This is a genomic window from Mesorhizobium sp. M2A.F.Ca.ET.039.01.1.1 (assembly GCF_003998035.1).
Lineage (GTDB): Bacteria > Pseudomonadota > Alphaproteobacteria > Rhizobiales > Rhizobiaceae > Mesorhizobium.
Genome location: NZ_RZRY01000447.1, coordinates 1 through 5,333, shown reverse-complemented (window position 1 = coordinate 5,333; position 5,333 = coordinate 1). Strand labels below are relative to the sequence as shown.

5 protein-coding genes are annotated in these 5,333 nt (G+C 65.5%); 1 reads left to right on the top strand and 4 read right to left on the bottom strand.

Going from position 1 to position 5,333, the window contains the following annotated elements; genetic code table 11:
• Positions 1 to 2: 2 nt before the first annotated feature.
• On the top strand, positions 3 to 278 hold the full coding sequence (locus tag EOA24_RS41845) for a hypothetical protein (RefSeq protein WP_245501857.1): 276 nt from the start codon (positions 3 to 5) through the stop codon (positions 276 to 278).
• Here the strand turns inward: EOA24_RS41845 and EOA24_RS26395 are convergent.
• The 4 genes from EOA24_RS26395 to EOA24_RS26380 all read right to left on the bottom strand — a co-directional run.
• On the bottom strand, positions 254 to 1,789 hold the full coding sequence (locus tag EOA24_RS26395; RefSeq protein ID WP_126083187.1) for a winged helix-turn-helix domain-containing protein: 1,536 nt from the start codon (positions 1,787 to 1,789) through the stop codon (positions 254 to 256). The two genes, EOA24_RS41845 and EOA24_RS26395, sit on opposite strands and share 25 nt — an antisense overlap.
• A 274-nt stretch (positions 1,790 to 2,063) precedes the next feature.
• Positions 2,064 to 2,999, bottom strand: a complete 936-nt coding sequence (locus tag EOA24_RS26390; RefSeq protein ID WP_126083188.1) for a bifunctional helix-turn-helix transcriptional regulator/GNAT family N-acetyltransferase — start codon at positions 2,997 to 2,999, stop codon at positions 2,064 to 2,066.
• Between the two features lie 179 nt (positions 3,000 to 3,178).
• Positions 3,179 to 4,315 (bottom strand): alanine racemase, encoded by a 1,137-nt coding sequence (locus EOA24_RS26385; protein WP_189343163.1) that lies wholly within the window; start codon positions 4,313 to 4,315, stop codon positions 3,179 to 3,181.
• Positions 4,315 to 5,333: D-arabinono-1,4-lactone oxidase (locus EOA24_RS26380; RefSeq protein WP_127410225.1), on the bottom strand; the 1,019-nt coding region annotated here is incomplete at its 5' end. The genes EOA24_RS26385 and EOA24_RS26380, both read right to left, overlap by 1 nt.

Below are 5,333 nucleotides of genomic sequence, written 5' to 3'. Positions count from 1 at the left end.
CTATCACCGCCGTCGAGATCGTCGGCACCTCGGCGCCGACACTGTCGCTCGTCAGCGCTGCCGAGGCCCGCATCGGAGTGCCCTGGACGCCACGCAGCGCAGCCGGTGTTGCCCGCCGCACCGCCACGTGGCGCGTGCTGCGGCACACCACGGCCTGGGTCGCGACCCTGCCTGCCGGCTGCGTGCGCACCAAGGTCAACGGCTTCGACGTCTGGCGCTGCGGCGGCACCTACTACCGGCTCTATCAGGGCCGCTATATCGTGGTGGTCGTCGATTGAGGCGGCTCGGGAATAGTCACGCCGAGGGCAAGTCTGACGCCTTCGGCGAGATGCTCGGCATCGGCGCGGCTCTCGAAGGGCACCCCTCGCAGCGCATAGTCGAGCGGCGAAAACAGAGCGCCCTCCTCGATGAGGGCGATTTGCCGCCGCGCCTTCTCCATCTCGCCCATCTGGGCATAGCAGGCGGCGAGCCGCGTGCGAATCCAGGGCGCCGGGCGCGTCGCCAGCTCCAGCGCGTCGGCCGCCTGCCGGTATTCCCCCATCATGTAGAGCGCCAAGGCGCGGTCGAACTGATACCAGTGCGGATGCAAAGGATCGATGCGAATGCCGCGTGCCAGCCAGGTCAGCGCTTCCAGTGGCCGGCCGCGCATGGTCAGCAACATGCCCATCTGCTCGATGCTGTCGGCATCGTAGGGATTGAGTTGCAGCGCGATGCGCATGTGATGCTCGGCCGCCTCGTGATCACGCATATAGAGACGGATCAGCGACTGCACGCGGTGTCCTGTCGGCTGGTCCGGCGACAGCGCCAGGCCCTTGTCGGCAAGGTCGCGCGCATTTTCCAGAACCGAGTCGCTGGCGCGACCGAACTCGCCATCCAGTGCCCGCACAAGACCAAGATACGTGTAGGCGAGGCCGTAGTTCGGGTCCTTAGCGATCGCGGCCTCAAATAGGGCTTCGGCGCTGCGCTGGTCGGTCTGGGCGGGATCGCGCAGCATCGCAAAGCCGCGCAGCAGAAGCTCATAGGCGGCTAGGCTGGTGACCGGCTTGCGCGACGCCTGCTCCAGTCCGGCATTGGCGACACGCGTGACCAGCCGGCTGACGATTTGCTCGACGATCTCGCGCTCGATTGCGAAGAGGCCGTCGCCCTGTGATTGGAAGCGGTCGCCCCAGAGTTGGCTGGCGGTGGCTATGCCGACGAGGCTGACGGCAACCACGACATGCTCGCCCTGGCGGCGCAGCGACCCTTCGACCAGGTAGTCGGCGCCGATGCGGGCGCGGATCTGCGGCCACTCGGCGCGGCCGAAGGAAGCAAAGGAGAAGCTGGAGTTCCGCGCCAGCACCGTGACCGTGCCGAAGCGCGCGATGCCGTTTATCAAGTCCTCAGCGAATCCGTCGACCATCGCCTCATCGGCCGGATCGCCACTCTCGTTGCGGAAGCGCACCACGGCAACGATCGGCTGGGTGGTGATCTCGGGCGCTGCCTCAGCCTCCGCGGCCAGCATATAGCCGCGCTTAGAGACGGTGCGAACCATGTCGTCGCCCAGCACCTTGCGGATTTCGCGCACAGACTGGGTGAGCGAATCCTCGGTGACATAAACGTCGGGCCAGACGACATCCATCAATTCCGACTTCGGCACGACGCGACCCATGTTGCGGGCGAGATGCGAAAGCAGCGCATATGCTTTCGGGCGCAGGAACAGCGGCTCGTTCACGCCGCGCAGCGTGCCCATGGCGAGATCGAGCGTGAAACCGCCAAACCGGAACACCTGATCGGCCGTCGCCGTCGTCATCGGGACACCTTCCCGCCTATCCGCATTGCCGCTTCGATCCCACCTCGCAGCGGCATGCCCGGCGCTCATTATTGCCCAGTGCGCAATTTCGATCAAACTGGCTGTCGGCGCCGCCGCTACAGTAGCGCGCCAAATGCGAGGAGCCGACGCGCCGGAATTCGAACGCTACGGCTCGAATCGATGGACATACTGGCAATGGCGGGTTGGAGATCCGGGTGCCGATCAACAATTGAGACGACTCTCCCTTCTCCCGATGCTGCGGGAGAAGGGAGAACTACAGCTCCAAATCCCAGGTCTGGCCGACGAGATCCTTGCCGAAGGAATGATGGCGCTCCTCGTCGACCAGCTGGAAACCCGCAGCCTGGTAGATGCGGCGAGCCGAGCCCAGAATGTCGTTGGTCCAAAGCGTCAGCGTCTTGTAGCCCTTGGCGCGGGCAAAGGCGATGCATTCGTCGACCAGCCGCCGGCCGATGCCCAGTCCGCGCGCCGACGGCTCGACATAGAGCAGCCTCAGCTTCGCCACCTCGGACGACTTGCGCACGACGAAGACCGAGCCGACCACCTCGCCTTCGCGCTCGGCGATCCAGGCGCGCTCCCACTTTGGATCGAATTTCTTGACGAACTCAGCGAGGATCTCGGCGACCAGCGCCTCATAGGTTCCGTCCCAGCCATACTCCTCGGTGTAGAGCATGCCCTGACGGCGCGTGATCCAGCCGATGTCGCCGACCTGGAGCGGCCGCAGGATGTAAGGCACCTTGGGTTCGGGCCTTTCCCCGAGCAGGTCCTGGACGGTGCGCATGGCGTTGACCAGCCGCTCCTGGTCGACCGGCGGCAAGCGGTCGAGCAGCGCGCGCACCTGGTCATGCGAATCCTGGTTGAGCGGCGCGAAAGCCTGCCTGCCCGCCGGCGTCAGCGCGATCGATGATCGGCGCGCGTCCGCCTCGCTGGCTTCGCGCTCGACCAGGCCACGCTCCTCGAATTTCTTCAAGAGGCGGCTGACATAGCCCGGGTCGAGGCCGAGGTCGCGCACCAGATCGCTGGCGACCAGCCCGTCGCGATGAGCAAGTTCATAGAGCACCCGCGCCTCGGTCAGCGAGAACGGGCTCTTCAGGAGGCCCTCGTCGAGCAGGCCGATCTGGCGGGTGTAGAAGCGATTGAAGGCGCGCACCGTATCGATGCGCTCCTTGCCGGGGTGGTCGTGGATGGTCATGGGAAGTCCTCCTGCTCTCGACAGGATCAACCATTTAGTTGACTGAGTCAATAACTTGGCTGCAGCGGGATGCCTCACAACTTTGTCATTCCAGGGTGGAGAAAGGTGCGAAGCGACGCGTGCAAACCATAAATGACGAGAGCGCGGGGGGCGGCCTCGCCGCGAGGCGCTGAAACGCCTCACCCCGTCGGCAGCACCGGCCAGAACTCGCCGATCCGCCCGCCGGCAAAAACCGCGATCGCCCCGAAATGCTGCAGCACCGCCTCGCTCTGCGTCGGCCGCAGGAAGGAGTAGTCGCCGGGCTTCACATCGGCGCCTGCCGGCAGGCCCATGAACTGCTGATTGGACGATAACCCGATCAGGCCGTTCGGCTTCATGCCTTCAGGGAACACCGGTTCGGCCATCCACTTGCCGCCATAGAGATAGCAGCCCTTCTTCGGGAAGAGGCCGAGCGCCTGCAGCGCCCTGGAAACCGACGGCGGACCGGGCAGCATCGGGTCGAGGGCCTTGAGGATCGGCGTCGCGACGAAGGCCGCCGGCTGGAGGCCGTCAAGGCCAGGGGTGTCGAAGTCGCTCGGCAGCACGAAGGCCGAGCCGATCGACACTTCGTTGGCGACGCCGCCGCCGTGCAGCAGCGCGGTCTTCGAGCCGCCGATATTCATGATGCGGCGCCGGTCCGGATCGAGGGTGGCGGCGAACTCCGCCGCCTTTGCCGAAGCCTGCTTCAGAGCCCTGGCCGCGCCGCCGAAGAGGCCCGGTATCTCCGGCGCATGCGCTTCATAGGCCATGATGCCTTCGCAATGCAGGCGCTCCGGCACCGTCAGCGCCTTGATCTCGGCGGGACTTGAAAAACCGCCGCGATGCAGGCCGACATCGACCTCGAAGGCGAAGCGCAATTCGGTGTCGAGCGCGGCGGCCAAGGCGCCGTAGTCAGCCAGCCGCTCCGGCGTGTCAATCAGCCAGCAGACGCGTGACCACCAGCCGGCGCCACCTCCTGTCAGCGCGGCCCTGGCAGCGCCGACCGGCATCGGCTTGCCGTAGAGCAGATCGCCCTCGGGAAAGCCGTCGAGGACGGCCTGCGTCACCGGCGGATGGAAGGTCATGAAGCGGTTGGTTTCGAGGGCTCGCGCGATATGCGACAGCAGCGGCATGCAAGGCAGCGACTTGTCGACCAGCCGAACGGCAAGGCCGGGCGCCAGCCGCTCCTTCACCAGCGCGATGTTGCCGTCCAGCCGGTCGCGGTCGAGCACCAGGCAGGGCCGGAAGATCTCGGCTGCCTTCAACGCCTCGGACAGGGCAGCGAAATAGGCGCTCATCATTCGATGCCGAACAGGCCGGCCATATAGGGCGACACGAAACGGTTGTCGGCATCGATGTCGCGGCGCACGGCAAGCGCGTCGTCCCAACGCGGATAAAGCTTCTTGAAATCCGCAGCCTTCAGGCTGTGCATCTTGCCCCAATGCGGCCTGCCGCCATATTTGCGGAAGATGGGCTCGGCGGCGCGCATGAAGGGCAGCGGGTCATTCGCCGCGTCATGGTGGATGGCGATCGAGCAGGTCAGTCGCTTGTGGAAGGGCGAAAGCCAGAATTCGTCCGGCGCCACCGAACGCACCTCCATCGGGAAATAGACTTCCGAAAAGTGCTTCTCCGTCAGCGCGATGATCTCGGCCAACGCCTTGGGGCCTTCCTCGAATGGCAGGTGGTATTCCATCTCGTTGAATTTGGTTCGACGGTCGCTGACATAGACGTTGAGCCAGTCTTGCACATAATCCTCGGAGGGCACCTTCTTCACCGCGCCCTTGATCAGCGCGCGGCGCAGCGATGGCAGCCGGCGCAGCACGGTGCGCAGCTTGCGCAATGTCGCCAGGCCCCGCTCGTCGTCCTCGGTCGGCCGCTGCGTCGGCTGGGCATCGCTCAGGTCGCTGGCAATGAACTGCGCATAGCCGGAAAACGGGATGTAGTAGAATTCGGCCGAACGATGCGCGGCCATCATCTTTTCGAAATCGCGCAGCATGTCGCCAATCGGCAGCACCCATTTGCGGCGTCGCAGGCGGTAGGCCGCGATGTTGTTCATCGTCACTTCGGTGAGGATGCCGAAGGCGCCAAGCGCGACACCGGTGGCGTGGATCATGTCCGGGTCGTCGGCCCGGCTGTATTCGCGCAGCTTGCCCCGCCCATCGACGAGCTGCACCGCCTCGACCTGCGTGTGATAGGCGCCCAGTGTCGGGCCGGAGCCATGCGTTGCCGTGCCCAGCGCGCCGCCGATCGCCTGCTTGTCGATGTCGCCCATGTTGGGCAGGCCCTGGCCGATGCCTTGCAGGATGTGCATCAGGG